The organism is Psychrobacter sp. WY6 (genome assembly GCF_018448495.1).
In the GTDB taxonomy this organism is placed as follows: Bacteria; Pseudomonadota; Gammaproteobacteria; order Pseudomonadales; family Moraxellaceae; genus Psychrobacter.
In genome coordinates, this window is the sequence record NZ_CP049902.1 from 94,733 (window position 1) to 118,685 (window position 23,953).

A 23,953-nucleotide genomic window follows, 5' to 3' on the forward strand; every position below is an offset into this window, starting at 1 on the left:
TTATTGACCATTGACTGGAGATATTATGACTTGGATTGAAGTGGTCGATTCAGCAGTGAAAATAGGTTTGGGCGCATTGATAGCAGGCGTTATTGCTTTTCTATTATCTTCAACACAACATCGTAATGAGCTTAAAAAAGCTAAAATAGAACGCGAGTTTGAGATGTTAAAAGAAGTTGCAGAAAAAGTAGAGAATTTTAATAATATTGCTTTAAGGTATTGGTCACTTTCTTCTGATTGGCGTAGAAGATTACTACTAGATAGTACGATCTTACCATCTAGCAACCTATTAGATTCTCAAATGATTTATACGATAGCTTTAGCGAACTGACCAAAGCAGAATCATTACTACTACTATTCGGTTATGACGAAGCTTCCGTCTCATTGAGATCATATGGTGAAACAGTTATATCCTTTAGAAAGAGAGTATCGTCTTTAGATATATTTTTGATGAAAGTGATGCAGCTAGCTACAGAGAATCTATGATTGATAAGCGGGCTGAGCTATTTAAGATATTAAACAAAATTTATAAAATGATTTAATGTAAGAAACCTCAGTTTTCCAAATGTCATATTCCACATCCAATCCATTTATCTCGATTATGAAAATGCTATAATTCGTCAGCTTTTTGATAGCAGCAACTTAGTAGACAACCATCAGTAAACAACCTTCATTAAACAAATTAGCACAATAGGTTCTCATGGCAAAAAGTCGGTTATTTCGTTCAACCATGGTGGTCAGTAGTATGACCATGCTATCTCGTATCTTAGGTCTGGTACGCGATGTCGTATTGTTAGGCGTCTTTGGCGCTGGTGGTCTGATGGATGCCTTTTTGGTCGCCTTCAAAATTCCAAACTTTTTGCGGCGTCTGTTTGCAGAAGTGCTTTAGTCAAGCCTTCGTCCCTGTGCTATCTGAATACAAAGAAAAATATAGTTTGCAGCAGGTACAAATCTTAGTCAGTCGTACTTCAGGCGCTCTGTTGTTAATTTTGTCTATGCTTACCGTTGTTGTTATTTTAATGGCACCTTGGGTCGTGACTTTATTCGCGCCTGGTTTTGCGGATCAACCAGGTAAGTTTGCTATTACCGCTGAATTGCTGCGTCTGACCTTTCCTTATTTGCTATTTATTTCTATGACCGCCTTTGCCAGTGGCATTTTACAAAGCTACGGACGCTTTGCTGCGCCTGCTTTTGCACCCGTGTTATTGAACTTATGTATGATTGGTGGCGCGCTAATTTTTGCCCCTATGTTCGATGTTCCTATCATGGCGCTAGGCTATGCGGTCGCTATCGCAGGATTGTTGCAATTCTTACTACAGCTGCCTCAGCTATGGCAACAAAAGCTGCTGGTCGCACCCAAGGTCGACTTTCAGCATGAAGGCGTTCGCCGTATTTTAAAACTCATGCTGCCTGCCATCTTTGGCGTCTCTGTCACTCAGATTAATCTGCTGCTCAATACCATTTTTGCGTCATTGATGATTGGCGGCTCGGTTTCTTGGCTGTATGCCGCAGAGCGTATGAGTGAGCTACCATTAGGCTTGATTGGCGTGGCAATCGGTACAGTCATTTTGCCAAGCTTATCAAAAAGTGAGGCGCAAAAAGACGATGTTAGCTTTAAAAAGACCATCGATTGGGCGGCACGCTTAATCATTTTAGTCGGTGTTCCGGCATCAGCAGCGTTGTTTATACTTGCCGATGTACTGATGCAAGCGCTGTTTTTGCGCGGTGAGTTTACCTTACGCGATGCGCAGATGAGTTCGCTCGCATTACGTAGTATGGCTGGTGGTATTTTAGGCTTTATGCTTATTAAAATCTTTGCCCCTGCTTTTTTTGCCCGTCAAGATACCAGAACACCTGTAAAAATCGGTATCATTTCTGTCTTTGCCAACATGGTTTTTAGTGTCATTTTCATCGGTATATTTTATTTCTTAGAGATTCCGCTACATGGCGGCTTGGCATTAGCAACCACGGGCGCGGCCTTTGTGAACGCCGGCTTATTATATTACTTCTTACATAAACGTGATATTTTCCGCTTTGGCAGCCATTGGAAGAAACTATTCACCCAGTTTGCGATTGCGACCAGCGCTATGATTGGCGTACTTTATGTCATGCTGTCTTACTTCCCTAGCGATGATGCTCAATGGCGACGTATCGCCGCTTTGCTCATTATGTGTGCCGTGGGAGCACTGGTTTATGGCGTGGTATTACTAGCCACTGGTTTCCGTCCGCGCCAGCTAAAGCATGGTTAAGCAGCTTCACTTACGAAACCAAAACAAGCTTAGTAAGAGAATGGATAGTGAATGATGCGGATAGTTGCCATAATTAACCATTAACGAATAAATGAAATCTGAGGGCTAATAATGATAACCGAACGAGTAACCTTGCTACGCTTACCAACTATCCTGACTGCTGGTGTCCTTAGCACTGGACTGCTTTTAAGTGCTTGTAGCGATAACGATAAGACAGCTAATAGTGCCGAAGATACGGCAGCCATCGCTGAAGGCAGTGCTGATGAAAGCATTGATGCTGAAAATAGCGCTGCTAATCAAACGTCAGCAGTGGATGCGAATAGCACAGTTGACAGCAAGCAGATGGCTGACAGCGGTAAAGCTGAAACGGCGATTGATAGTGATAATATCAACCCAGTCACCTCTGCAACCAAGCAAAAAAGCCTCGTAACCAATCCCACCCAAGCTGGTACGCCGGAAGATACTGTAAAGCAAGCACTAGATAGCTTGTATTATGGCGAGGTAAAAGAAGCCGCTAAATATTATAAAGTAGATATGGCAAACTTCGAAGAAGAGCTGGCTAAAACCCAGTATGCCTTTCAGCAAACGGTTGATGGCGTCACTATTACCGATACTAAATACAGTGATGATAAAACCCGTGCCACCATCATTGGGGAGCTGATGTTAAAAGGACAAAGTGCGCCTGCACCGTTGACTTATGAGCTGCAAAAAATTGAAGGTCAATGGAAGATCTTGGGTTAAGCTATTTTAGCTTACTTATCTGAAGCATCATCCGATGTCACCGCTTTACCCAGCATCACAACATCAGCGATAAAGCCTTGCATATCACACACTTTTGGCATATATCCCATTGCTCAAAACCAAGCTTACGGAACAATCCTAAGCTTGGCTGATTGTGCGCAAAAATAAGCGCGATTACATTATGAATGCCTAGGCTTGGCGCTTGTGTCAACATCCAGCATGTCAATAAACTGCCCAATCCTTGACCGTGAAAATCCTGATGCAAGTAGATACTAATCTCAGTGCTGATATGATAAGCCGGTCGTGCATATAAATCGCTAAAGCTACCCCATGCAACGATTGTTGCTGTCTCTGTTTTCGCTGAATTTTGCGTGGTCTTATGCATCGCTTTTACGACATAAATAGGACGCGTCGGACTAGTTATATGCTCATCAAACCAATCTGCACGCTCTTCACAAGTCACTGGGGTGAGATTGGCAGTGGCTTGTTTACCTGCAATAGTCTGATTGTAAATCGCCAAAATCTCTGACAAGTCGTCTCTACTTGCACGCTGCACGACAAACTCATCAGTGAGATAGTGTTCTAACAAAACAGCTGGTACAGCATTTAAGGCAGCAGCGGACATAAGTTCTCCGTAGTTATTAATTAATAGTCTATGAGTGATAATTGTTGCAAGATGATCCATCTATACAGAGGGTCATTACAAAAGCATGTGGACAAACATCACGGTATTTTAAGATGACAGAGCGGATAGCGCCATACTTTTATTGTCAGTAGACTATAGGATGTTAGTGTGCTCATTTTACTTTATAATGGCTGATTTTAAACACATTGATTTTGGTACGGGTGTGTTTTTTATCTGGTTTTATCTATCATAGCTGAAAATTTATGAACACCTATTTTCTTGAGCAACTGATTGCCTCGCCAAGTAATTTGACTGCAAATACTAGTCCAGTAGATTTAGCGCCCTGTGTGCTCACTATCGGTAACTTCGATGGTGTCCATCTTGGTCATCAAGCGATGCTTGAACAAGTCCGTGATATTGCCCATGCACAAAATCTTGGTTGCTGTCATGATATTTGAGCCACAGCCTCGTGAATTTTTTGCGCCAGCCACTGCGCCTGCTCGCCTCACCAATCTCGCTGAAAAACAAGCTTTGTTAGCAGAATATGGCGTTGAGACCTTGATTGTGGCAGGATTTGATGCAGAGTTTCGCTCGCTATCCGCCCAAGCATTTGCGGATCTCTTAGCCCTGCGCTTAAATGTCAAAGCGTTGGTGTTGGGTGATGATTTCAAATTTGGTCATGACCGTACTGGCGACAGTCAGTTTTTGCGGAATTATGGCTTAGATGTAACCAACCTACATACCGTCATCGATGATAGTGGTAAAGCGGCACGTATCAGCTCTACTCGCGTTCGAGACTTACTATTGGCTGGTGATATTGACGCTGCTAATGCGCTACTTGGTCGCGATTATGCGATTACAGGAATGGTCGTTGGTGGCGATAAAATAGGTCGCACCATGGACTTTCCTACTGCGAATATTGACCTACAGCGTTTAAAACCTGCCCTGCATGGTATCTTTGCTGTTGATGTCGTCAGCCTCGACGAGGATGGGCAAGTGATTGCTGATGGCTTATCGGCACTTGCTATAGATGGCAAATCAGGTATCTCAGGATTACGTTCCAATAGCCTCTTTGGGACAGCCAATATCGGCACTAGACCCTCTGTCGATAAACAACATGATTGGCGTTTGGAAGTTCATTTTCCAGAATTAAATGCCGATTTATATGGATTAACTTTACAGGTCCGATTTTTGCATTATTTACATGGTGAACGACATTATGATGGCTTAGAAGCATTAAAAACAGGCATCCATAATGATGTCAAAGCATTAATTGAGTGGCGAGAGCAGCAGCCCAGTTAGATAGCTAATATGCTTAAATGCGGGCATCGATATTTATAATTTATAAAAAAAACCCACAGCGTTTATAACGTTTGTGGGTTTCTATTTAATAATTCGTTTTTTAATAGTTCTTTTTTCTAAGCATCTGGATGCATACGTACGTTTAAGTCATCGATGACCTCTACCCATTCCGCATCTTTTTCCCACTCTTCTTGTAGAAAAGCACGCTGATTGTCTGTCCAAATGCTCGCTTCTATCAACTTCTCTTCTTTATCCAACTGATTATTTTCAATAAAACTATCAATCGCTGCATCAGAGCTATCAAGTCCCAACTGTGCAAATAATTCATTCATATTGTATTCTGGTTCACCCAACATACTTTTCTCCTTAAATGATACGAGTGTCATTGTGTATTATCTAAATTGACATATTTATTGTAGCAAGCTTTATTTTAATAGCTGTTAATCAACGTGTATCTAACGTTATCAATTGTATTAATAGGCATGCAAGACACACAAAAAAGCCCTCTACATTAGAGGGCTTTTTTAGAACAATTTCTATATAACAGCTTTATGACATTATCACATTGGCTGCTTATGGTAGTAAATGAGCTACCGCATCACGTTCTTCGCTAAGCTCTTGCTCAGTCGCTGCCATTTTCTCTTTAGAGAAATCTGATGACACATCAACGCCATCTACGATAGACCAGTCGCCGTTAGTGCATGTGCATGGGAATGAGTAGATTAAGCCTTTTGCGATACCGTATTCGCCGTTTGAATAAACGCCCATTGATACCCAATCATTCTCATCAGTACCCAATGCCCACGTACGTACGTGTGCAATGGCCGCGTTGGCAGCAGAAGCGGCAGATGATGCACCGCGTGCTTTAATGATTGCAGCGCCACGTTGTTGTACTTCTGGGATATAAGTCGCTTCGTACCATTCGCGATCAACCAAATCTAACGCAGGCTTACCGTTGACAGTAGCAGCAGTCAGATCAGGATACTGCGTTGATGAATGGTTGCCCCAGATGATCATTTTTTTCACGTCATTTACTGTGCTGTCAGTTTTGCCAGCCAACTGTGCCATGGCACGGTTATGATCTAGACGAGTCATCGCAGTGAAGTTACGTGGATCAAGATCTGGTGCATTACGCTGAGCGATAAGGGCGTTGGTGGGCAGGGTTACCGACAACCAATACTTTTACGTCACGGCTTGCAACGTCATTCAATGCTTTACCTTGTGCTGAGAAAATCGCAGCGTTGGCTTCTAGCAAATCTTTACGTTCCATACCTGGACCACGAGGACGTGAACCGACTAGCAGAGCATAGTCAACATCTTTGAATGCAACCGTCGCATCATCAGTCTGCACAATACCTGCTAATAAAGGGAATGCACAATCTTCTAATTCCATGACCACACCCTTTAGGGCGTCAAGTGCTGGAGCGATTTCAAGCAATTGCAAAATAACTGGCTGATCTTTACCTAGCATCTCGCCAGATGCAATACGAAATAACATAGCATAGCTGATATTACCAGCGGCACCAGTGACGGCAACACGTAAAGGCTGTTTCATTGACATTGAATACTCCCTAATTATAGATTAGATAATTCATGATTCTGATTGATGGTTCTAATGGATGACTATCGTTGTAAATAGCGACTTGCCTACTGAATATAGCAGTCATAAACCGAGAGCTAGTGTAGCACTTCGTTCAGCAAATCGTCTAGAGACAATAAGACGCCGACCACCGATTATATTGTTACATTTTATACGGGAGGATTTTTATACCTACTGTAAACCTATATGGATACAGCGCTAGAAAGTAATAAAAGGCAGCTGATAACAGCATTGAGAAGCGTTACATACAGTGATATAACACTTAAGATAAGCGAATATTATTAGGGCGTGTCCTCAATTCAAACAATAAGCATTTAAATAGGCTAAAAAAACTATTTTCCACCCGAAATGACGAACTTACTGCCACAATTATTCACAACATTATGACATGTGCCAAATTCGCTCCCTTCATAACAAATATGGATATCCGTCAATGTTGATTGACGACGACTGCCCGCTTGGCAAATCAAATCAATACTGTTTGAGGACATACCACTATTAAGCTGGGTCATTTGACTGATAAATCGAGATTTAGAAACTGTATAGCTATTACCCGTATTAAGCTCGTTAGGCAGCTTTAATGCGCCAGCATAATTGGTAATCTGGCGGAAATAACTACTGGCACTAAGCGGACTACACGCCCCATAACGCTGCCAAGCTTGGCTACGCACTGTCGTATCAGGCATGATACGGTTGACGACTTTTAACTGTAACGGTGTCAGACGTGGCTCACTACCACGTCCGCAGCGCTCACCATATCCCATATCTAAACCTGATACTGTCAACGAATAACCTTCCAAGCATTGACGCATACGGGCACGCGTCGGCTGTATGCTACACAGTGCTGGCGTCATCTCAATCATCAACACACGCTGTCCGCTCTTAACAGCGCTCGCGGCATGTACCGGCATCATCATAATGCCTTGCAACATCACTAATGCACCGATACTTAGCGTCGTATTTAGTTTATCCATAGATGTATTGGTTATCGAGCTTGATTGGTTTAAATCTGGCGTCAGAGTAGATAGCGAGAGCATCTGCTGAATAGATGACTGATGCCTAACTTTTAATAACAGGGGCAGATTAAAAATTTTTTGATCATAGGGGCTGAAGGCATCTAGCAATGATAAAAACATGGGCTATCGTTTAGCTCATAGCGTTCGACGTATGAACACTGATAAAACTAAGAATAGAGCTAACAAAAATGTGTGCGTCGATTGATAAGCACTTATTATAAGCATGTATAAAAGACACTAATTGATGCAATGGTAGCAAAACGTTTTTTTTAATCTATAGCAGAAACGTAAACATAAGCTAATGATAGCATCAATAGTACAAAAATATCGCAACGTTAGCATGTCATCATCAGCGAGGTTGGGCGTCGAATTAGGCATCGCGTCAAGACAAAACTAGTTTTGATTGCACGATCAAAAGTGACATAAAAAAACCATTAATGATTGCTCACGAATGGTTTTTTTGGTTTATACATTAGCATTTTAGAACGCGGCAGGTATCGTGCCCATGCGCTGGCTAATAGGCTGACTACGACCTAATAGACTGCTATAAATGGTGGCATTTTCCATCACGTGCTTGACGTAATTACGGGTTTCAGGAAAGGCAATCGACTCGACGTACTGGTCGGCTGCGAGCGAACCATATACTGGTTGCCAACGCTTGGCATTGTTCGGACCCGCATTATAACCAGCCGTTGCCAACACAGGTTGACGGTTTAGCTTACCGAAAATATCACCCATATACCACGTGCCATAACGAATATTGGTATCGCCACTATTGGCACGGCTGGCGCTATAGGTCTCACCTAAATTTCGAGCAATATATTTTGCTGTGTCAGGCATCACCTGCATCAAACCACTGGCACCAACGTTTGAGCGTGCTGATGCAACAAAGCGACTTTCTTGACGCATGATGCCATAAGCCCAAGCAGGATCGATACCAGCAGACTGACTATAACGTACGACTGCATCTTGATGCGGCATCGGATGTGATAACGCTAAGCTGTCTACTCTATCAGTATTATCGACGGCATAAATTGCTCGGTCGAGCCAGCCCATATCATAGGCTTGACGAGCAGCGGCAATAATCAAGTTATCATCACGCTTGTCGCGCGCCTGCTTTACCGCCCAGTTCCATTCACGATTGGCATAGGCACGGCTGGCGTCAGCATTATATAGAGCAAAAGCACGCGCAAAGTTGGCATCTTGCATAACCCGTGCGCGATCAGCAGTACTGACATTTGGTAAGTTATTACCACCCAAACGACTGGCATCAAAACGCTGACCCACTTTATCCTTTGCCATTAAGCCATAATAGTCATTATTTTTTGCCAAGTTTTGATACATTTTTTTAGCAGTATTACGCTTGTTAGCATCGCTTGATTGCTCGTAAGCGCGAGCCAGCCAATATTGCCACTGATCACTTTTTTGGGTTTCAGCCTCCATTTTTGAGATGGCTTCGACCACATCATCCCAGCGGCTAAAGCGAATCGCTGCCATGGCATAATCTTCGGCTTCTTCAAAATTAAAATCTTCGTCTAGGCTATTGCGGAACCAATCAACCGCCTCAGCATTAAAACCATCATCCGTATTATGATTCATACGTTGCACCCCAAGGATGCGATACGCATAGCGACGAGTCTCCGCATTCAACAATTTAACTGAACGCTGATTGTCTTGCTTAACATCAAAATCTAACTGTAATGCAGCTTCACGGTAAGACTTGTCAGCAACGCGTCCCATGGCATATAGATATAAGTATTGATTGTTTTGACTGGCAGGTTCTCGACTAAAACGGCTAAAAAAAGCAGACGGATTCAGTTGAATCTCACTCAATGCTGAATAAGCAATGGGCGTTCCTAAACGTGATGACAATGCCATAATGTCACCCGTTTTGCCTTTGCGTAACATACGCTTGAGACGCGCCGCGCGATCCTGATTGCTAATCAGCGCGTTATTATTCATCTCCATCGCGAGCTGGTCACACAAGGCGGGCTGCTTTTTGGTCGTCAACCAAACTTCAGATTTGGCTGCCATAGCCCGCATAGTATCGCCGCCATTATTGAACCCAAGCGCAACCGCACAGCGCTCACTGGCATCCGCATTGGTAATCAAATTCGCAACTTGGCGTACTGAGGCGTAATCATTGGAGCCTGCTTTAGTCTCAGCAAAATCCGCCACCAGCTTTTCTGCCATCACCGTATTTGGATATTGACGCACAAACTGTGACACTGCCGCCGAACTTTGCGAATTAAGATCCAAATTCATCCGCCAATAAGTGGGATACATAGCAAACAAACCGCCGCTCATTGCTTGCTCATTGTATAAAGCACTGACATCACCGCGTTCTGCCGCAATTGCCGCTGCTGTAAATGAGCTCGCACCATTGTCCGACTGATAGCCACTGTTTTGTTGATAGCTGCCTTCTTGCTGATAACTGTCCTCTTCGCCCCACGTCAGCTCAGCACAAGCCACCTGTGACAATCCTAGCGCACTCATTGCTGTCGCCAAACTTAACGCACTGACTCGTAGCGTCCTTGCTTTCATTCGTTTTGCATCTTCATTTTGCTTAATAGATTCTCTATCCTTGATGCTATGAGCAACCTGCGGCTTTGTCATACTGACTCTCTTTGTAATGTGTCCAAATGATTTGGCTAAATAATATATTTAGCATAACAATGCCAAAACGGCGTAAATCGCGATTTAATCAATCGCGCTAATATGGTCGCATTCATCATACTATACTCGTTGCACTTTCAACCATCACCTTTACCTTTTGTTAATAAATACGATAGCACGGTGTAACATAGAAGTGATAGCAAGCCATAATTTTTGCCAAACGCGTTACTAGTAGCAGTAAATAATTGATACTGTTATAAATAATTTATCATAACGACCAACAATTGACGCTGCTAATTTTTCACATTGTCATAGGGTTGTGATAAAATACGCCACCTGCTAATCACCTATCACGCTATATTTTTAGTCAATCATGGACTTATCCTTATGAGTGTTACTGTATTTAATCCCCGCATCGATGACACTGCTGTCGCTGAAACAACCGCTACTGCGCCTGCTGTCACTGCACTCAAAGAATCAAGTTCAGCCCAAGCACCTGTCAAATCAGCGACTAAGAAAGTCTTTGTCACCACACAGGGCTGTCAGATGAACGTCTATGATTCTGGCAAAATGCTGGATGTGCTCGGTGATTCCCACGGTATGGAAGTCACACACGATATCGATGAAGCTGATGTATTACTCATGAATACCTGCTCTATCCGCGAAAAAGCGCAAGAAAAGGTGTTTTCAGAATTGGGTCGCTGGCGCAAATTAAAAGAAAAGCGCCCTGATCTTGTGATCGGTGTTGGCGGCTGTGTTGCCTCACAAGAAGGCGATAACATTCAAAAGCGCGCGCCTTACGTCGATATGGTATTTGGCCCGCAAACATTGCATCGTCTGCCAGAGCTATATGATCAATCAAATGAACAACGTGAAATCGCGCCTAAAAACCGTATCGGTACGATTGATGTGTCATTCCCGAGTATCGAAAAGTTTGATTTTTTACCTGAGCCAAGAGTAGAAGGATTTAAAGCCTTTGTCTCTATCATGGAAGGTTGCTCAAAATATTGCTCATTTTGCGTGGTTCCTTATACCCGCGGTGAAGAATTGTCTCGCCCACTCGATGACGTATTGGCTGAGATTGATAGCTTAGCAGCGCAAGGTGTGCGTGAAATCAATCTATTGGGGCAAAACGTCAACGGCTATCGCGGTGAAAAAGACGACGGCAGCATTTGCCGTTTCGCTGAGCTGTTACATTATGTCTCGCATGTTGATGGTGTCGAGCGTATTCGCTATACGACCAGCCATCCGCTAGAGTTCACTGATGACATCATTGATGCCTATGCACAATTGCCAGAGCTGGTTTCTCACTTGCATCTGCCTGTTCAAAGTGGCTCAAACGCTATCTTGGCAGCGATGAAGCGCAATCACACAATTGATGTCTATATCAATCAGATTAATAAGCTTAAAGCCGTTCGTCCTGATATTCACTTATCTAGCGACTTTATCATTGGCTTCCCTGGCGAGACGGATCAAGATTTCCAAGATACTTTAAATCTAGCCAAAGAATTGAACTTCGATCACTCTTACAGCTTTATCTACTCTAAACGTCCAGGCACGCCAGCGGCTGAGTTACCAGATGATGTGAGTTTCAAAACTAAAAAAGAGCGCTTGGCAGAATTCCAAAAAGTCATCATTGATTCAACGCTAGCGAAAACGCATGAGATGGTCGGCACCACGACACGTGTGTTGGTGGAACAAGTTGCAAACCGTCATCCTGATTGCTTAATCGGTACGGCAGATAACACCCGTACGGTTATGTTCCCTCATGATGTCGAAAAAATGGATGAGATGTTGGGTAAACTCGTGAGCGTACGTATTACTGATTTCGTCAGTCCGCACATGGTAAAAGGCGAGCTAATCGAAGTGCTTGCTTAACACTTTATAAAATATACTCGTAGTGTGCTTTCTAAGCCCTCTTTACCCAATAGTTTAAAACAAGAAAAGCCGTTCACTATCATAGCGAACGGCTTTTTTTGTTTAAATTTAAAATTAAGATGAACGATTGCTATTCCGATAACCAGTCCGTTTGACGCAATTGCTGCTTGGTCTCACGGCGACGTTTTTTTCGGACGATATCGATATCCTCCTTTTCGTGAATACCACCTTTTCTTAATAGTGGGTCCAATGCCAAATAGTTGCGCGGCTTGATTGTGCCTAGTGAGTGCTGGGCACCTGTCAAATTTTGACGTTCTAACTGCGCTTGCTGTTCTAACTGCCGCTCAATCTGTTTGGCCTTTTTTAAGGTTTGTTTTAAGCTCATATTGTTGCCTATATTTTAATACTTTTGATATACCAATGCCGAAAATTATCTTAGCGAGGAAAATGAGCGAAAATTGTACATTCAGTACATTAAGCAAATTTGACGACGCTAAGATGATTTTCAGGCTTGGTATTAGCCTTTAATACACATGACTTGCTTAAGCGTATGCACCACTTCTACCAAATCAGCTTGATTCGCCATTACTTCATCAATGTCTTTATAAGCACCGGGTATTTCATCGATGACGCCTTTATCTTTGCGACATTCGACACCATCTGTCTGCGCTTTTAACTCATCAATAGTGAACGCTCGCATGGCTTTACCACGGCTCATCTGTCGTCCTGCCCCGTGCGAGCAAGAGCAAAACGATTCCTCTGCGCCTAGACCGCGCACAATAAAAGACTTTGCGCCCATAGAGCCTGGGATAATGCCGAGCTCACCTGCATAAGCACTGATCGCACCTTTACGAGTGACATAGACTTGCTCACCGAAATGCACCTCTTCATTGACATAATTATGATGGCAATTGATGGCTTCTTTGGTGAGCTGAAATCTTGGTAAGCCTGCTTGTGGTGACTGCAATGACTTAATCACCAAACGCATCATCTCACGACGATTTTCTAACGCGTAATCCTGTGCCCAGCCTACCGCTTCGACATAATCGGTAAAACTATCAGACCCTTGGGCAAAATAAGACAAATCTCGATCTGGTACATGACCAAAGCGTGACTGGCGCTCTTTTTTGGCAAGGTTAATAAAATACTGTCCGATACAATTACCAATACCTCGACTGCCCGAATGCAGCATTACCCAAACATCGTTGTTTTCATCCAAACACAGTTCAATGAAATGATTGCCACCGCCCAACGTACCAAGCTGTTTTGCCCACGTACGCTCAAACCCTTTGAGCATTTTTAGCAAACCCGGATGCTTGTCCGTGATTGGTTTTAGGCGTTTACCCAATGGGTCAAGGGTCGAGTTTTTGGCTTGAATTTGCTTATGCATATTGAAACCGACTGGCACTTGCTGCTCTACTATCAAGCGTAATGATTTTAGACTATCAGGCAAATCACTTGCAGTAATAGACAAACGCACCGCATTCATACCGCAACCAATATCGACACCGACCGTAGCAGGAATAATAGCGGACTTGGTCGGAATCACACTACCAACGGTCGCGCCTTTGCCGACATGGACATCAGGCATGACAGCAATATGTGAGTGTACAAACTCTAGCTGCGCCATATTTCGTAACTGTTGTATCGCACCTTGTTCAACATCGGTGGTGTATATTTTGACAGGGACACCATGTTTACTATTTTTATTTAATACTAATTGAACGCTCATTATTTATTTTTCCATTTTTTATTTTTAAGACTATAGTCAGTTCAAAACAAAAGTGTTATGTCTAGGACAAACATCATAAAATAATTTGGATAAGTCATTTTCCATCCACCCTTGGCGTAGAAACTTCACTTGAGCCCATTTTTCTCAATAGGGTTCAAGTCTGGGCTGTACGGCGGCAGCCATAGGATACGATGACCATGCCTGTTCAGTAATTTTTGGATACGTCTACTTTTATGAAACCGAGCGTTATCCATGACAATCACGCATTTGGTTTTAAGGCTTGGGATTAGGGTGTGTTTGCACCAATCGTAGAATATGCCGCTGTTAATGTTGTGTTCAAAGTAATCCAGTGCAAATAGCATCTTTTCATATAGAGCCCCAATGACGTTGGTTCGCTTTTTACCTTGCCAGTTGTAGCTGTCGATACAGGGTTTGCCTATCGGTGCATAACCATGAGGACGAATGGTCTGGCTTTCAAAACCGCTTTCGTCCATATACACAATGGGATAACCTTGCTGTTTAAAGTTATCAAGCTTACTCTGATACGCCGCTCTTTTTATTGGACATGCTTTTGGATGCTCTAAGGTCTTTTTTTGACTGATGCCTAGGCGTTTTAAAGCCTCACAAATGGCTGGGGCAGTACAGTTGAACCGTCTTGCTCTCTCATAGTGATAGTCATCAGGGTAACGCTCAACGTCTTTGCGTAGTGCATCATCCGGTATTTTTGATGGCGTAACATTGCGAGTGCTCTTACTATGCAGCCGTTTCTTCCACTTTTGAATAGTGGTTGGACTAATGTCATAAAAAGAGGCTGCCTCGGCAAAGGTCATGCCATCTGCTAAGCTTTTAAGAACTTGTTTGCGATAATCTAGTGAGTAAGTCATGATAATTGAGTATATCTGTTGAGATGTTTTATCTTATAACATTTTTATACTTAATGCACTATACATAGATATTTTTATCTTGTCAATTTTTAGGCATTACTCTCTTATCTCGATTAAACATAATTTTTAATAAGAAATTATTAATAACCAAAATTTACAGACAATAAAATACCGTATCTTTATTAATTAAAAATCAATAAAAATTCATAGCTATTTTATTATGGACGTTTTAAAAAATTGTATCGCAAAAAAATGACCGTATAAAGATTATGCATACAGACAGTAGCTAAGTATCAAGCTTGTCTTGCTGGTCATTCATAACGGTAAAAAGGAATGTTAGATAAAACAATAAGCAGCACAATGCTAGGTATAGTCAAGTAACCATACAGCATAGACAACTCAAAAGAAGGGAAGCAAGAGTAGATACAGTAGGCTGTTTATAAATACCAAATCTTCAGGTATTTATAAATAACTGTTCTATAGGCTTAGCCAAACCTTTTCGAGGTTATCATTGCACTCATGTTCGTGATACATTCAATCTTTAAAAACGTCTTGATAGTTTTATGGGACACGATGATTCCTCCGTAGGTTATGGCGATTGTCATGGTGACAACAGCAAATTAATGATGATGATTTATATTTTATAAAATACCTATAAATCAGTGCGTTTATAATAATGGTTTAAAAATAAATGTCAACAACTTATTCAAACTTATATAAATATTTTTATAATGAATAATTTTATAAAAACCATTCATTAAACTCATACTTTAAAATATCGACCATTTTTTACATCATAAGATCTTTAATAACATCAGCCAGTAAAGCAGCAGCAATTAGTATAAAGATAATACCACAACCACGATTGAGCCATGCTAAGCGATTGCCCACATCGAGCCAACTTGCCAGCTTTGTACCACCTAAGGTATAAACAATTTGCCAAATCGTCTCGCTCATAAACAGCCCTATCGTTAATAAGACATATTGTGGCCATAGGGGTGCGCTAAAATTGATAAATTTGGGGAAGAAAGCGGCAAAAAATAAAATGGCTTTAGGATTAGACAACGATACCCAAACACCTGTACGAAACAAGGTCGCGTTACTTGGCGAGACTCTAACTGCCGCACTAGAGAGCGAGCGCGGCTTGGGTGCCCCATCCAGCGCTGACGGCATCGTACTAGGATAGTCAGCTGCTACCTCCTCGCTCATCTCGCGGGCATCTTGCATTAAGCTACCTTTACCTGCTTCACGCCATGAGCTGATACCCAAATAGATTAAATACACCGCTCCAACTGCTTTGATAATCGTTAGCAACCAAGGAGACTGGCGGCTAATCACGTCGAGTCCAAGCAGTGTCGATAGCAAGAGAAACAAACCAAGGCTTAGTCCTGCCAGCGTCCACAACGTCCGCTTAACGCCATAATTCATGCCATACTGAAACGCAAGCAGCATGTTCGGCCCTGGAGTTGCTGAAACAAAAAATGTACTTGCAAAGAATACTGCAAACAGATGCCAAGACATCGACCAACCCCTACTTTATCGTTTATAAAAAATTTATCTTAACAGTGCTAAACTGCTAAAAAATAAACACCGCCATAAGGACGGTGAATTTTATACTGATTCGTCACTTGCCGCTAACGGGAAGAAACCGTTACTGATGTAATCCATTAATTAACCATACAGCTGTCTAATAGCTTCTGTAAAAAACCATCACAGCGCGTAATTTCACTCAGCTTAACGTATTCATCAGCTTTATGTGCCTGCTCAATACTGCCAGGACCGCAGATGATCGTTGGGATACCACTATTAGTAAACTGACCGCCCTCAGTTGCATAAGCCACTTTATGACGCTCGTTATCTCCAGTCAGTGCGGCTATTAACGATTGCAATTCAGCGCTGTCGCTATCAGTCATTGCCGGTACACTTTCTTCTTGCATCAACTCAATACCAGTTTTGGCGCACGTGCTTGCATTTGAGCATTCAATTCTGCCACTTTTGCTTGAATCGGCGCAACAATATCCTCTTGCGTCATATGCGGCAGATTGCGATAGTCAAAGGTAAACTCGCATAAATTAGGCACAATATTGGTCGCGGTACCACCTTGAATCGTGCCTACAGACAATGTGGAATAAGGCACATCGAACAGAGGGTCATTATCGTCGCGATGGCTGATTTCTTCCGCTAAAGTATCGACATAACCAATCAAACGACTGGCATAGCTGATGGCATTAACACCTTGGGCAGTCAATGATGAATGCGCAGACTTACCATGAACGCGGCAACGATAAACGGCAATGCCCTTATGTGCCACAACCATTGTCATATTGGTTGGCTCACCGACGATACAATAATCAGGAGTAATACCACGCGATTTTAGGTCTGCCAAAATTAATGGCGCACCCAAGCAGCCCACCTCTTCATCGAATGACAGTGCCAAGTGCAGCGGGCGACGCAATTGACCTGCATTGGACAACTGCACAGCGCGTGGTAATAACGTCAATGCACAAGCGATAAAACCTTTCATATCACACGCACCGCGTCCGTATAGCTTATCGCCACGTATCGTCGCAGTGAATGGATCTGACGCCCAGTCTTGCCCATCAACTGGCACCACATCGGTATGACCAGACAGTACCAGACCGTGATTTACGTCATCAGAGTTTTTGCCTGCTGGCACAGTGACAAATAGATTGGCTTTGTTTTTGGCTTCATTAAAAGTCAAATCCACTGTTAGACCTAAGTGCTCACAGTATGCTTTCACATCTTCAATCAATACTAAGTTTGAATGGCGACTAACCGTATCAAAGCCAATCAAGCGCGTTAGCCAATCGATGCTGTCTTTAGGATAATTGCTATCCAGTACAACTTGGTCAATGTCGTCAATATGAGTTGATACAGTCATAACACATCCTTATTACGATATAATACCGATTTTAGAAATACGGTTAGCGATGTTAAATTTTCCAAGCCTACTAGATGTAGTACTCGCACTCATTTTTCGCTACTGTAATTTCTGGAATGGTAAAAATAGAAAGCGTTAGCGCCTTTGAAATGCGCGCTGTTGCAGCGCCTTTACTTCTGCATCTAATCCAGCAATCGGACCTTGTACTGATACATTTGGTGCTACTTCTTGAATACTTAATGAATTAATTGGTGATGTTGATGTCACGCCCATCTCCTCCATCCATTCATCCAACTGTTTTGATGAGCTGACATAAACGATACGACCAAGCCCTGCCCACGCATGCGCGGCCGAACACATGGCACAATGCTCGCCTGAGGTATAAACCACCGCTTTTGTACGTGCGTCAGTAGTCATATTCTCTGCGGCCCATTTTGCAACGGCAATTTCAGGATGATAAGTAGCATCGACCGTATTGGCACGATTGCGATCTTCATGCAGCACATGACCGTCGCCGTCGACCAATACGCTACCAAATGGCTCATCGCCCGCCTCTAAAGCTTCAGTAGCCAGCTCAATAGAGCGGCGTAAATGAATCATATCATTGTCAGTTATCATCTCCATCTCCTTTTATCACTTCATACTAGGACGTGTTGAATATCAACTCATATCAAAGCATTTACGATAGCGTCTTTATTATGAAGGACGGTTTTGATTCATCGCATCAACGACTGGCGGCATTGGCTTTGGTAACTTGCCTTCTGCCTGCAGCTCTTTGGTGGTTTTGGCATCGATAGCCAGTCCAGCAATCAGGGCAATATCTTTAACAGGTTTACGCGTGCGGGTGGCAAAGCTCACTGGCACCATGCGCGCAAACTCATAAATATGCAGATAAGACTCTTCGCCACCTTCAAAGTTTTCATCATCTTCTAAGCGAATACCACCGATTTTAGCCAAATCAGACAGCATCTCATTTTCGTCACCACTGAGACCACAGTCGGTAATCCCAAAACCCGTCATAAAACCATTTGCCCACTGTTTCAATGCCATCACGCGCTCGTACAAATCATGTTCATCATCTGGTACTAATGGCGTGTAAGAATAAGCATCGTCTTTGTCTTTAAGCTGAAAAACAGTGTCTTCCGCTTCTTCTGTTAACAGTGTCAATGCCTCATCAGGTAACGGCGCAAAACTGAGCTCCTCAAATACCTTAGCCCATACTTGCTCATCAGGCGCATTACAGGCAGTCATAAGCCCTGTCATCAAGCCATGCACTTCGCTGATAGACACGTCAGTCCAGTCATCAAAAGCAGTCAGCCATGTATTCCAGCCAGATATATTGTCATTCATAATAGAGGTCCTAGTGATTGATTATTGCTTAAAAAATATTGCTTAAAAAATAAAACAGACGGATAAAATAGGTGTGAGACATCGCTTGATATTATCAATCAAACCATGGCTAATAAAAATAAACAAACAACGTCTAATATAGGTAATTACTTTGTTGATATAGATATTATGCGGTCACCTATGGCATTATTAAACGCAGAGAACAAAATTCATTCACGCTTACTTGTTAAGGATAAAAACTGACTATGTATGATCAACTTAGAATATTAGAAAAAATGATACTCGATATAAAAAAACAGTATCAGCTTGTCAGTGCTGAACTTAGCAGCCTCAAACAGCATCCTGTTAGCGACCCTCAAGAGCTTGCAGCATTAACGACCAAGCTCAACACTAGCCATAGCGAACGCGATAGTGCCAAAAAACAATTGAACGATCTCGACAAGCGCTACCAAAGCCTAGCTGAAGCGCATCATATGATAGGCGAAGAGCAAGATAAATTGCAAAAACAGGTTAGCCAATTGCAACAACAAAAGCCAGTTACAGCAACAAAATAATGAATTAAAGCAGCAATATAGCGATATTAAACAGCAAAACAGTGAGCTGCAGAAAAAGAATCAATTGGCAGCTGAGCGTACACAAGTTGTATTAAAACGCTTAACCCACATTGATCAAGTAGAAGGCTGATCAGTGATGGCAATGAGCGATCATTACTACTTGCTAATGAAACCGACAAAATCAAAACGGTAATATCTTATATTACTCATTTTACTGACCAAACATTGTAGGATTTATCATGACCGATGACCACAAAAACTCTGTAGAAAAACAGCCGCAAAATGGCCAACAGCAAAATATTTCTTCTAAACCACAACCAGTCGCTGCAACTGGTTCAAGTACGTCGAGTGCTACTGTGAAAACCACTATCCCTGAACCACAAATCAAAAAGGTTGATATTGCAATTGCGGGTGTCACTTATCCTATATATTGCCCAGTACACGAACAAGAAGAGCTGCTCTCAGCTGTCTCGTATATCAATAACCATGCGCTAGATCTCAAACGAGATGCGCCAAGCCTCAGTCAAGAAAGCATCTTGGTACTGTGCTGCTTGAATTTGTATGAAAAAATACACACCAATCAAAGAAGCGATGAAGATCGACTACAGCAAGACAAACAATCTGAAGCGCTATTAAATAAAATTATGAAAGACGCACAGTCTGTTTTATAAGCGCATATTACGCGACGAAACGATAAGCGCTTCGCTCTGATGAGCCAAGCGCTTTTTTATGCCCAAGCCATAATCTAATTATTTATACGTCAGGGTTATAAACCTTACCTGCATGAAAATCTGCTTGATGCTCATAATTGCAAAAAAACAATGCTTGGTTTTCGCCAATAGCACTCTCACTATTTGCAGCCAAGTTGGGCTTGGTTTCAAGGACGCCGCGGTATTCAGCCAAGCTGTTGCCACAAAAATTGCACTGACGCGGTGTAATCACATCCCCTTTTTTTGGCATCATGCTTTTGGGCGCACGCGGGTACATAAATTTATAAAACCCCCACATTACTATCCAAATAACGATGATGATAATGATAACAGCAAACACGGCAGTGCTCCTTTAAATATGAGTAAGCGCTATGAATGATAAAAGCCGTTTGGCGGATTATTCAATACGTCTAGACAGTATAACTTAACCAGCAATACTGACAATAGTGCTATGCTTTAGCGAGTTAATTGTCCATCCATTTATCATGATAATTTATCAATAAATGCCATGATATGGCGTAAAAAACTGGCCATAGCGGGCCAGTTTTTTATTAAATAGAAAATAAAGTGAGCGATCTATATTAGTGAAACTATAGCTGCAACTCACTGATATCAGCGACGGTTAAAAACAATGCACGTACTTGCTTAAGCAGCGCTAAGCGGTTGTTTTTAAGGGCGGCGTCTTCACTGTTGACCATCACATTATCAAAGAATTGCGTCAGCGGCTCATCTAAGCTAGCAAGTGTTTGCAATACTTGCGTGTAACCCGCTTGCTCTAGCAGCGGTTTAACCGCCGTCTGCGCTTGTATTACACTTGCGTATAAACCTTGCTCGGCAGGCTCAGATAATAACGCTTCATCGACAGTATCAGCGACACTCACTTCTGACTTGGCTAATATATTGGCGACACGCTTGTTTGAATCAGCAAGCATCGAGGCTTGTGACAATTCGCTAAAGGCTTGTACCGCGCGAATACGCTGATCAAAATCAAGCGGCATATGCGGGTTAATCGCTTGCACTGCCTGAATGGTATCGACGCTCACTCCCTGCTCGGTATACATCGCACGATAGCGCGAGTTTAAGAATGCCATGACCTGAGTAAACGTATCACCCATTTTTTCAATCTTGCTGCCTTCAGCGTCACTATAGCCTTTGATTGCTTGTTCAACGAGCGCAACCAGATTAATTGGCAATTGCTTTTCAATCAAAATACGCAAGATACCGATGGCTGAGCGACGTAAGCTGAACGGATCTTTTGACCCTGTCGGCGCTTGGTCAATGGCAAAAATACCAACAAGCGTATCTAAACGGTCAGCTAATGCTAAGCAAATGCCAATTGGCGTCTGTGGTAATACGTCACCGCTGAACTTTGGCAAATACTGCTCTTCTAAACTTGCCGCGACTGCTTCAGGCTCATTATTCAGACGCGCATAATAAGTGCCTGCAATACCTTGTAATTCAGGATATTCACCGACCAATGAGCTTGCCAAATCAGCTTTTGACAAAATACCCGCACGCACCGTTTCATCGATATCAATCTGCTGACCCTGCTGTTGCATCAAGGCGGCAATAAAGGCGGCAAGCTTGGCAATACGCTCAGATTTTTCCCAAATCGTACCCAGCTTATCTTGGAAGACGCGAGTTTTCAAGCTTTCTGTCAACGCAAATAATGGCTGTTTTTGATCTTGTAAGAAGAAAAACTCGGCATCGGCCAAACGCGGACGCACGACTTTCTCATTACCTTCGATAATTTGATTGGGGTCTTTTGACTCAATGTTGGTAATAAAAATAAAGTAAGGCTGCAACTTGCCTGCTTTATCAGTTAAGCAAAAATACTTTTGATCCGCTTGCATGGTCGAGATAAGCGCTTCTTGCGGCACTTGTAAAAAACGCGGCTCAAAGCTTGCTCGCAGTGCAATCGGGAAATCAACCAATGCGGTGACTTCATCCAACAAATCTTGCGGCACGATAGCATCAGCATTGACTTCATCAGCCAATGCTTTGACTTGGTTTTTGATCAGCATTTGACGCTTATCAAAATCAGCCACGACTTTTAAACCGCCTAGTAATTCTTCGTAGTCATTGGCGTGCGCAATCTCATGATAATTAGGACTATGGAAGCGATGACCACGAGTTTGTGTTCCCGTCTGATAGCCTTGGATAGTAGCGTCAATGACAGTACTATCTTGCATCAATACCACCCATTGTACTGGACGCACAAATTCATTGCGACTGGCCCCTGAACGCATACGCTTAGCAATCGGTAGATTGTCGAGTGCAGTCTGAAAAATGGCAGCTAACAGTTCAGTAGTTGCTTGACCATGAATGACTTGCTCATAACCGACATAATCACCTTTGTCGGTGTTAATCGTTATCAACTCGCTGGCCTCAATACCTAAGCCCTTGGCAAAACCCATTGCCGCGCGTGTTGGATTACCTTCCGCATCAAACGCGGCTTTAATCGCAGGGCCGCGTTTTTGCTCACTGCGATCCGGCTGCTTATCGCTAATACCCTGAATCTGAAGTGCCAAACGACGCGGGGCAGCAAAGGCTTTGATACTATCGAAGCTGATTTCTGCTTCATTTAATTGTTCGGTGACACTCGCTTGTAGCGCATCACGTAGAGGTTTTAGGCTTTTTGGAGGTAGCTCTTCACACCCCAGTTCAAATAGAATAGTACTCATGGGATGCTCCTATTTATTGTTATTAGTAGATTGGTTGTTATCAATAGCTTGATTACTTTCTGTATTCTCAGCGGCTTCTTCTTTTGGCAAATACTTATCGAGCGCCGCTTGACGATGCACCTCATCTGCCAATGGAAAACCCAATTTTGCGCGTGCTTCAACGTAACCAATGGCAACCTTACGGGCAAGCGTACGCACACGTAGGATAAAACGCTGACGTTCGGTCACTGAAATCGCACCACGAGCGTCGAGTAAATTAAAAGCATGTGAGGCTTTTAGTACCATCTCATAAGCAGGTAATGACAAACTTTCGGCAACCAATTTATCTGCTTGCTGCTCATAAAAATCAAACATCTGACCCATCATTGGCACATCAGCGTGCTCAAAGTTGTAAGTCGACTGCTCAACTTCGTTTTGATGGAAGACATCGCCATAAGTGACGCGGCCAAACTCACCATCTGCCCAAACCAAATCATAAACGCTATCGACGCCTTGCACATACATTGCCAAGCGCTCAAGTCCATAAGTGATTTCACCAGTCACCGGAAAGCACTCAAGACCGCCTACTTGCTGGAAATACGTAAACTGGGTCACTTCCATACCGTTGAGCCAAATCTCCCAGCCTAATCCCCACGCACCCAGCGTTGGCGACTCCCAGTTATCTTCAACAAAACGCACATCGTGCACCAATGGATCAATACCAATGGCTCTTAGCGAGTCCAAATACAGCTCTTGGATATTGGGTGGATTTGGCTTAAGCACCACTTGAAACTGATAATAATGCTGCAAGCGGTTGGGGTTGTCACCGTAGCGACCATCAGTTGGACGACGTGATGGCTGCACATAAGCAGCATTCCAACGCTCAGGACCTAACGAGCGTAAAAATGTCGCGGTGTGAAAAGTACCCGCGCCGACTTCCATATCATAAGGCTGCAAGATAACACAGCCCTTATCTGCCCAATAATTCTGTAGGGTTAGGATTAAATCCTGAAACGTCATCGGTTGAGGGTCTGTATTTTCTATCATCGGAGTTGTCGCTTGGGATGTCATAGTTTGGGTTTTCATAGTAAAGCCACTGTGGAATGGATATTTATAAATAAAGTTTTGATA

The 23,953-nt window shown here is 42.8% G+C and carries 18 protein-coding genes and 4 pseudogenes; 7 read left to right on the top strand and 15 right to left on the bottom strand.

From position 1 onward, the window contains the following. Window positions 1-25: 25 nt before the first annotated feature. The 3 genes and pseudogenes from G7Y90_RS00485 to G7Y90_RS00495 all read left to right on the top strand — a co-directional run bounded on the left by G7Y90_RS00485 (window position 26) and on the right by G7Y90_RS00495 (window position 2,990). On the top strand, window positions 26-331 hold the full coding sequence (locus tag G7Y90_RS00485) for a hypothetical protein (protein ID WP_250163108.1): 306 nt from the start codon (window positions 26-28) through the stop codon (window positions 329-331). Window positions 332-700: 369 nt separating this feature from the next. After that, a pseudogene (gene murJ / locus G7Y90_RS00490) lies at window positions 701-2,249 on the top strand (murein biosynthesis integral membrane protein MurJ). A gap of 132 nt (window positions 2,250-2,381) precedes the next feature. After that, window positions 2,382-2,990: a hypothetical protein gene (locus G7Y90_RS00495; protein ID WP_250163109.1), complete on the top strand. Its 609-nt coding sequence runs from the start codon at window positions 2,382-2,384 to the stop codon at window positions 2,988-2,990. Window positions 2,991-3,045: 55 nt separating this feature from the next. Here G7Y90_RS00495 and G7Y90_RS00500 read toward each other — a convergent pair whose 3' ends face one another. Then, complete coding sequence (locus G7Y90_RS00500; RefSeq protein ID WP_250163110.1) at window positions 3,046-3,615, bottom strand: GNAT family N-acetyltransferase; 570 nt, start codon at window positions 3,613-3,615, stop codon at window positions 3,046-3,048. A 263-nt stretch (window positions 3,616-3,878) separates the two neighbouring features. Between G7Y90_RS00500 and ribF the strand changes: the two are divergent. Then, window positions 3,879-4,917 (top strand): annotated as a pseudogene (gene ribF / locus G7Y90_RS00505) (riboflavin biosynthesis protein RibF). Between the two features lie 116 nt (window positions 4,918-5,033). Here the strand turns inward: ribF and G7Y90_RS00510 are convergent. The 4 genes and pseudogenes from G7Y90_RS00510 to G7Y90_RS00525 all read right to left on the bottom strand — a co-directional run bounded on the left by G7Y90_RS00510 (window position 5,034) and on the right by G7Y90_RS00525 (window position 10,149). Continuing rightward, window positions 5,034-5,273, bottom strand: a complete 240-nt coding sequence (locus G7Y90_RS00510; RefSeq protein WP_045444148.1) for a DUF2789 domain-containing protein — start codon at window positions 5,271-5,273, stop codon at window positions 5,034-5,036. 217 nt (window positions 5,274-5,490) lie between these two features. Continuing rightward, window positions 5,491-6,472, bottom strand: a pseudogene (locus G7Y90_RS00515) (malate dehydrogenase). Between the two features lie 377 nt (window positions 6,473-6,849). After that, complete coding sequence (locus G7Y90_RS00520) at window positions 6,850-7,491, bottom strand: T2 family ribonuclease (RefSeq protein WP_055124727.1); 642 nt, start codon at window positions 7,489-7,491, stop codon at window positions 6,850-6,852. A gap of 522 nt (window positions 7,492-8,013) precedes the next feature. After that, on the bottom strand, window positions 8,014-10,149 hold the full coding sequence (locus G7Y90_RS00525; protein WP_250163111.1) for a lytic transglycosylase domain-containing protein: 2,136 nt from the start codon (window positions 10,147-10,149) through the stop codon (window positions 8,014-8,016). 387 nt (window positions 10,150-10,536) lie between these two features. Here G7Y90_RS00525 and miaB point away from each other — a divergent pair, with 387 nt between their 5' ends. Beyond that, window positions 10,537-12,027, top strand: a complete 1,491-nt coding sequence (miaB, locus tag G7Y90_RS00530; protein WP_201560635.1) for a tRNA (N6-isopentenyl adenosine(37)-C2)-methylthiotransferase MiaB — start codon at window positions 10,537-10,539, stop codon at window positions 12,025-12,027. A 130-nt stretch (window positions 12,028-12,157) separates the two neighbouring features. On the opposite strand, the gene G7Y90_RS00535 is transcribed toward miaB, so the two are convergent. The 7 genes and pseudogenes from G7Y90_RS00535 to G7Y90_RS00565 form a co-directional block, all read right to left on the bottom strand. Further along, window positions 12,158-12,412, bottom strand: a complete 255-nt coding sequence (locus tag G7Y90_RS00535; RefSeq protein WP_250164039.1) for a hypothetical protein — start codon at window positions 12,410-12,412, stop codon at window positions 12,158-12,160. A gap of 132 nt (window positions 12,413-12,544) precedes the next feature. Continuing rightward, on the bottom strand, window positions 12,545-13,759 hold the full coding sequence (locus tag G7Y90_RS00540) for an RtcB family protein (protein WP_250163112.1): 1,215 nt from the start codon (window positions 13,757-13,759) through the stop codon (window positions 12,545-12,547). Between the two features lie 125 nt (window positions 13,760-13,884). Continuing rightward, on the bottom strand, window positions 13,885-14,643 hold the full coding sequence (locus G7Y90_RS00545) for an IS630 family transposase (RefSeq protein WP_250163113.1): 759 nt from the start codon (window positions 14,641-14,643) through the stop codon (window positions 13,885-13,887). A 789-nt stretch (window positions 14,644-15,432) separates the two neighbouring features. After that, window positions 15,433-16,164, bottom strand: a complete 732-nt coding sequence (locus tag G7Y90_RS00550; RefSeq protein ID WP_250163114.1) for a LysE family translocator — start codon at window positions 16,162-16,164, stop codon at window positions 15,433-15,435. Window positions 16,165-16,310: 146 nt separating this feature from the next. After that, a pseudogene (argE, locus tag G7Y90_RS00555) lies at window positions 16,311-17,545 on the bottom strand (acetylornithine deacetylase). 135 nt (window positions 17,546-17,680) lie between these two features. Next, the gene (locus G7Y90_RS00560; protein ID WP_250163115.1) at window positions 17,681-18,163 is read right to left on the bottom strand and encodes a nucleoside deaminase; all 483 of its coding nucleotides are present in this window, start codon (window positions 18,161-18,163) and stop codon (window positions 17,681-17,683) included. 78 nt (window positions 18,164-18,241) lie between these two features. After that, window positions 18,242-18,895: a UPF0149 family protein gene (locus tag G7Y90_RS00565; RefSeq protein WP_055124733.1), complete on the bottom strand. Its 654-nt coding sequence runs from the start codon at window positions 18,893-18,895 to the stop codon at window positions 18,242-18,244. Between the two features lie 245 nt (window positions 18,896-19,140). Here G7Y90_RS00565 and G7Y90_RS00570 point away from each other — a divergent pair, with 245 nt between their 5' ends. Beyond that, window positions 19,141-19,449 (top strand): hypothetical protein, encoded by a 309-nt coding sequence (locus G7Y90_RS00570; protein ID WP_250163116.1) that lies wholly within the window; start codon window positions 19,141-19,143, stop codon window positions 19,447-19,449. Between the two features lie 239 nt (window positions 19,450-19,688). After that, window positions 19,689-20,120 (top strand): cell division protein ZapA, encoded by a 432-nt coding sequence (locus G7Y90_RS00575; protein ID WP_201560631.1) that lies wholly within the window; start codon window positions 19,689-19,691, stop codon window positions 20,118-20,120. 82 nt (window positions 20,121-20,202) lie between these two features. Here the strand turns inward: G7Y90_RS00575 and G7Y90_RS00580 are convergent, their stop codons facing one another. The 3 genes from G7Y90_RS00580 to glyQ all read right to left on the bottom strand — a co-directional run bounded on the left by G7Y90_RS00580 (window position 20,203) and on the right by glyQ (window position 23,842). Next, window positions 20,203-20,499, bottom strand: coding sequence for a hypothetical protein (locus G7Y90_RS00580; protein ID WP_227676468.1), 297 nt, complete (start codon window positions 20,497-20,499; stop codon window positions 20,203-20,205). 250 nt (window positions 20,500-20,749) lie between these two features. Beyond that, window positions 20,750-22,843 (bottom strand): glycine--tRNA ligase subunit beta, encoded by a 2,094-nt coding sequence (gene glyS, locus G7Y90_RS00585; RefSeq protein WP_250163117.1) that lies wholly within the window; start codon window positions 22,841-22,843, stop codon window positions 20,750-20,752. A 9-nt stretch (window positions 22,844-22,852) separates the two neighbouring features. After that, a complete protein-coding gene (glyQ, locus tag G7Y90_RS00590) occupies window positions 22,853-23,842 on the bottom strand; it encodes a glycine--tRNA ligase subunit alpha (RefSeq protein WP_250164033.1) in 990 nt (329 codons plus the stop codon). Window positions 23,843-23,953: the final 111 nt, after the last annotated feature.

What these genes read in the sequence shown, in the direction of transcription:
- G7Y90_RS00485 (WP_250163108.1), top strand. Translation starts at nt 26, where the DNA reads ATGACTTGGATTGAAGTGGTCGATTCAGCAGTGAAAATAGGTTTGGGC.
- G7Y90_RS00500 (WP_250163110.1), bottom strand. Translation starts at nt 3,615, where the DNA reads ATGTCCGCTGCTGCCTTAAATGCTGTACCAGCTGTTTTGTTAGAACAC.
- G7Y90_RS00510 (WP_045444148.1), bottom strand. Translation starts at nt 5,273, where the DNA reads ATGTTGGGTGAACCAGAATACAATATGAATGAATTATTTGCACAGTTG.
- G7Y90_RS00520 (WP_055124727.1), bottom strand. Translation starts at nt 7,491, where the DNA reads ATGGATAAACTAAATACGACGCTAAGTATCGGTGCATTAGTGATGTTG.
- G7Y90_RS00525 (WP_250163111.1), bottom strand. Translation starts at nt 10,149, where the DNA reads ATGACAAAGCCGCAGGTTGCTCATAGCATCAAGGATAGAGAATCTATT.
- miaB (WP_201560635.1), top strand. Translation starts at nt 10,537, where the DNA reads ATGAGTGTTACTGTATTTAATCCCCGCATCGATGACACTGCTGTCGCT.
- G7Y90_RS00535 (WP_250164039.1), bottom strand. Translation starts at nt 12,412, where the DNA reads ATGAGCTTAAAACAAACCTTAAAAAAGGCCAAACAGATTGAGCGGCAG.
- G7Y90_RS00540 (WP_250163112.1), bottom strand. Translation starts at nt 13,759, where the DNA reads ATGAGCGTTCAATTAGTATTAAATAAAAATAGTAAACATGGTGTCCCT.
- G7Y90_RS00545 (WP_250163113.1), bottom strand. Translation starts at nt 14,643, where the DNA reads ATGACTTACTCACTAGATTATCGCAAACAAGTTCTTAAAAGCTTAGCA.
- G7Y90_RS00550 (WP_250163114.1), bottom strand. Translation starts at nt 16,164, where the DNA reads ATGTCTTGGCATCTGTTTGCAGTATTCTTTGCAAGTACATTTTTTGTT.
- G7Y90_RS00560 (WP_250163115.1), bottom strand. Translation starts at nt 18,163, where the DNA reads ATGATAACTGACAATGATATGATTCATTTACGCCGCTCTATTGAGCTG.
- G7Y90_RS00565 (WP_055124733.1), bottom strand. Translation starts at nt 18,895, where the DNA reads ATGAATGACAATATATCTGGCTGGAATACATGGCTGACTGCTTTTGAT.
- G7Y90_RS00570 (WP_250163116.1), top strand. Translation starts at nt 19,141, where the DNA reads ATGTATGATCAACTTAGAATATTAGAAAAAATGATACTCGATATAAAA.
- G7Y90_RS00575 (WP_201560631.1), top strand. Translation starts at nt 19,689, where the DNA reads ATGACCGATGACCACAAAAACTCTGTAGAAAAACAGCCGCAAAATGGC.
- glyS (WP_250163117.1), bottom strand. Translation starts at nt 22,843, where the DNA reads ATGAGTACTATTCTATTTGAACTGGGGTGTGAAGAGCTACCTCCAAAA.
- glyQ (WP_250164033.1), bottom strand. Translation starts at nt 23,842, where the DNA reads ATGACGTTTCAGGATTTAATCCTAACCCTACAGAATTATTGGGCAGAT.